The organism is Planktothrix agardhii, assembly GCF_904830935.1.
Classification (GTDB): domain Bacteria; phylum Cyanobacteriota; class Cyanobacteriia; order Cyanobacteriales; family Microcoleaceae; genus Planktothrix; species Planktothrix agardhii.
Genome location: NZ_LR882952.1, coordinates 4,325,909 through 4,329,757 on the forward strand (window position 1 = coordinate 4,325,909; position 3,849 = coordinate 4,329,757).

At 38.7% G+C, this 3,849-nt stretch carries 5 protein-coding genes; 1 reads left to right on the forward strand and 4 read right to left on the reverse strand.

The features are described 5' to 3' along the window. On the reverse strand, positions 1–450 hold the full coding sequence (gene ndk / locus NMG88_RS19935; RefSeq protein WP_235753043.1) for a nucleoside-diphosphate kinase: 450 nt from the start codon (positions 448–450) through the stop codon (positions 1–3). A gap of 198 nt (positions 451–648) precedes the next feature. Here ndk and speA point away from each other — a divergent pair, with 198 nt between their 5' ends. After that, the gene (speA, locus tag NMG88_RS19940) at positions 649–2,571 is read left to right on the forward strand and encodes a biosynthetic arginine decarboxylase (RefSeq protein WP_320056778.1); all 1,923 of its coding nucleotides are present in this window, start codon (positions 649–651) and stop codon (positions 2,569–2,571) included. A 201-nt stretch (positions 2,572–2,772) separates the two neighbouring features. Here the strand turns inward: speA and NMG88_RS19945 are convergent, their stop codons facing one another. The 3 genes from NMG88_RS19945 to NMG88_RS19955 form a co-directional block, all read right to left on the reverse strand. Beyond that, entirely contained in the window at positions 2,773–2,922 is a 150-nt protein-coding gene (locus NMG88_RS19945; RefSeq protein WP_162832337.1) for a hypothetical protein, read from the reverse strand. Positions 2,923–3,144: 222 nt separating this feature from the next. After that, positions 3,145–3,408: a hypothetical protein gene (locus tag NMG88_RS19950; RefSeq protein ID WP_026785833.1), complete on the reverse strand. Its 264-nt coding sequence runs from the start codon at positions 3,406–3,408 to the stop codon at positions 3,145–3,147. Beyond that, positions 3,408–3,596: a hypothetical protein gene (locus NMG88_RS19955; protein ID WP_026785832.1), complete on the reverse strand. Its 189-nt coding sequence runs from the start codon at positions 3,594–3,596 to the stop codon at positions 3,408–3,410. Before NMG88_RS19955 ends, NMG88_RS19950 begins: the two co-directional genes overlap by 1 nt. Positions 3,597–3,849 lie beyond the last annotated feature (253 nt).

The window sequence follows — 3,849 nt, forward strand, 5'->3', positions numbered from 1 at the left end:
CTACTCGACCAACCAGGGTTTCATAGTTGATTCCCAATTGGCTAATTCAGCATCGGTAAACCAAAGGCTAATTTCCCGTTGTGCGGTTTCAATGGCATCGGAACCATGAATAATATTACGGCCAATACTTACGGCAAAATCACCCCGAATTGTACCCGGTTCGGCGGTTAAGGGGTTGGTTGCTCCAATAATTCTACGAGCAGAAGCCACAACGCCATCTCCTTCCCAGACCATAGCCACTAAGGGGCCAGAGGTAATAAAAGACACTAAATCCTTGAAAAAGGGTCTTTCTTTGTGGATATCATAGTGGCGTTCGGCTAACTCCTGACTGGCAATGATTAACTTCAAGCCAACGAGGGTAAAACCTTTGGCTTCAAAGCGCCCAATAATTTCCCCTACGAGTCTGCGCTGTACGCCATCGGGTTTAATTGCAATAAATGTCCGTTCCAAGGAAATCTCCTTAACTGTGATTCAAGTTCACAACTTAGATTACCGTATACTTGGCAACAGAGGGCTGGTTAATCTTAACTTAAACCGCTACACTGTCTGATGGTTGCTCAATGGCAAGGATAGAAATAGATGGATGTCAATGCACTCGCCCCTAAACCCCAGACACCAGAGGTTGTAACGGAGTCCCCCCAGGTCACGATGAAAAAGACCTGGACAGTTGAAGATAGCGAAAAACTCTATCGCATTCAGGGATGGGGTGATCCTTATTTTTCGATTAATGCTGCGGGTAATATTACGGTGTCCCCGAAAGCGAACCGAGGGGGATCTTTAGATTTATTAAAATTAGTCGAATCCCTGAAAAGTCGCAATATTGAGTTACCTTTATTAATCCGTTTTCCTGATATTCTTGAAGACCGAATTGAACGATTAAATGCTTGTTTTGCAAAGGCGATCGCCCGTTATAGTTATACAGGGGTTTATCGGGGGGTTTATCCGGTTAAATGTAATCAAGAACGGCATTTACTTGAAGATTTAGTCCGGTTTGGTCAACCCTATAATTTTGGCTTAGAAGCGGGATCAAAGCCTGAATTATTAATTGCTTTAGCCCTATTGAAAAATTCCAATTCTCTATTAATTTGTAATGGCTATAAAGACCAGGAATATATTGATACTGCCATTTTAGCCCAACGCTTGGGACAGACCGCGATTATTGTTTTAGAACAAATTGAAGAAGTGAATTTAGTCATCGCTGCGAGTCAACAATTAGGCATTCGTCCGATTGTGGGAGTCCGGGCTAAATTGAGTACCAGGGGAATGGGACGTTGGGGCGGTTCAACGGGCGATCGGGCTAAATTTGGCTTAACTATTCCTGAAATTATGGACGTGGTTGAAAAGCTGAAAAAAGCAGAAATGCTAGACAGTTTACAACTGTTACATTTTCATATTGGTTCTCAAATTTCTTCGATTAGTGTGATTAAAGATGCCCTGCAAGAAGCTAGTCAAATTTATGTGGAATTGGCGAAACTAGGAGCAAATATGAAATATTTGGATGTGGGGGGCGGTTTAGGTGTCGATTATGACGGGTCTAAAACCAATTTCCACGCCTCTAAAAACTACAATATGCAGAATTATGCTAATGATGTTGTTGCCGAGGTTAAGGAGGCTTGTGAGGAGCGAAAATTACCAGTTCCCACATTAATTAGTGAAAGTGGACGGGCGATCGCTTCCCATCAATCGGTGTTAGTATTTGATGTGTTAGGGAGTAGTGATATTCCCATAGATGAACCCCCGGTGATTACCGAAAAAGATCATCTAATTTTAAGGAATTTGGATAACACTTATCAATCTATTAATCAAGATAACTACCAAGAAGCCTATCACGATGCTACCCAATTTAAAGGGGAAGCAATTAGTTTATTTGGATTTGGTTATTTAAGTTTAAGCGATCGCGCCAAAGCTGAAAAAATTCATTGGGCTTGTTGTCGGAAAATCTTAGAAATTGTCAGAAATTCCGATTATATTCCCGATGAATTAGAAGACTTAGAAAAGATTATGGCTTCGATTTATTATGTCAATCTTTCGGTGTTCAAATCTGCCCCCGATACCTGGGCAATTGATCAATTATTCCCAATTATGCCGATTCATAGATTAGATGAAGAACCGACAAAACGGGCAACTTTAGCGGATTTAACCTGTGATAGTGATGGCAAAATTGATCAGTTTATTGATTTACGAGATGTGAAATATGTTTTAGAATTACATTCTTTAGAACAGAGTGAAGATTTATCTCAAAATCCCAATCAAAAACAACCCTATTATTTGGGAATGTTTTTAGCGGGTGCTTACCAAGAAATTATGGGAAATCTGCATAATTTATTTGGGGATACGAATGTAGTTCATATTAAACTTACTCCTCAAGGATATCAAATTGAAGCGGTGATTAAGGGAGATACTATGCAGGAAGTTTTGGGTTATGTTCAGTATGATACAGAGGATTTAATTGAAAGTATTCGTCGCCAAACCGAACAGGCGTTAGAACAAAAACGGATTAGTTTAGAAGAATCTCAACTGCTATTACAAAACTACGAACGCAGTTTGCGGCGTTATACCTACCTCCATTAACCCCGTAGGGTGCGTGCGGTTCGCTTACGCACCAAACCAATATTAAATGGAATTATAACCGCTAAAGATGATCCCCCCTAACCCCATTAAAAAGGGGAAATTAGGAGGGATAATTTAGTAATTTCAGATAACCTTTTTTCCCGCAAGACAAGTTATTATTATTCAATAAAACTATTACGAGAATAATAATTCGACTAAAAATCATCCTACTTTGCGTTTGTTCATATCTGCCAGAAATAGCTGTTGATATTTCAAGAATTTGTCATGCCATTCTTTAAAACGGCGATCGCCATCACGGACTAACATTTGACGATATTCTTCGGAAGGGATATAACGCTTTTTAGTTGCCATAGTGCTGATCCATTAAATTATTTTTAGACTTTATTTACATGGTAAAATACTAACATAATCTCGCCCTATTTATCTCAGTCTTGAGGATGATTTTTAGGCTTAGAAACCGGGCAGGGCTGTTTCATTCTCTAAGAAAAACTGTGTGACCTCTCCCCCAACCCCTCTCCTGCGAGGAGAGGCGCGCCTCGCCCCTACAGGGGGATAACTTGATCATTAACAATATTATTCTAACAATTCAGAATCAGGCAACTGTTCTAATTCTTCAGCAATTAAAGTTTGCAAATCTTCGCCACAATGGGTTTGTAGATGAATCATTGCTGTCAATAATTCGGCTAAACTATCCCCCTTTTCACTATTGTTTAATTGGTTTCCTGTTTTAATTTTATCTAAAAGCTGAATGACTATTTGACATTCTTCGCCCAACTCCGTTAACAAGGTTTCCAAGGTTGAACTTTTAATAAAAGATTTGCGATCGCTAATTTGCATTATAACCTCCTAAGTCGTTTTAGTGCTTGTTGAACTCCTTTCTCAAAAGCGCGGATTTCTGTTTGCCAATGTTTAATTAATCCCTGATCAGGATAATCCTTTTGTAACTCCTTGTTGATTTTATCTTCATGTTCAGCAATTCTCCTTTGCAAACTACGAATTGCTTTTTTATGGTTTTGATTCCCCATTGTCAAATTGATTATTTTGAATATTGTAGCACAGGTTCATCTTGTATATCCCTCTTCTGTCACTCTTTGGTTTTTCCTATAATTAGTAACCCACATTTCGCAGATATTTAAGCAAATCTAATTGAAGATAAAACTTAGTGAATAAATAGCAATTATTTATGTTTAGTTAAATAGCGGTAAACTAGCTATATAATTTGATAGTAAAGCCTCGGAAGTTCACCGAAAAATTGGAATGGGTTCCTATTTTTTAGAA

What these genes read in the sequence shown, in the direction of transcription:
- speA (WP_320056778.1), top strand. Translation starts at nt 649, where the DNA reads ATGAAAAAGACCTGGACAGTTGAAGATAGCGAAAAACTCTATCGCATT.
- NMG88_RS19945 (WP_162832337.1), bottom strand. Translation starts at nt 2,922, where the DNA reads ATGGCAACTAAAAAGCGTTATATCCCTTCCGAAGAATATCGTCAAATG.
- NMG88_RS19950 (WP_026785833.1), bottom strand. Translation starts at nt 3,408, where the DNA reads ATGCAAATTAGCGATCGCAAATCTTTTATTAAAAGTTCAACCTTGGAA.
- NMG88_RS19955 (WP_026785832.1), bottom strand. Translation starts at nt 3,596, where the DNA reads ATGGGGAATCAAAACCATAAAAAAGCAATTCGTAGTTTGCAAAGGAGA.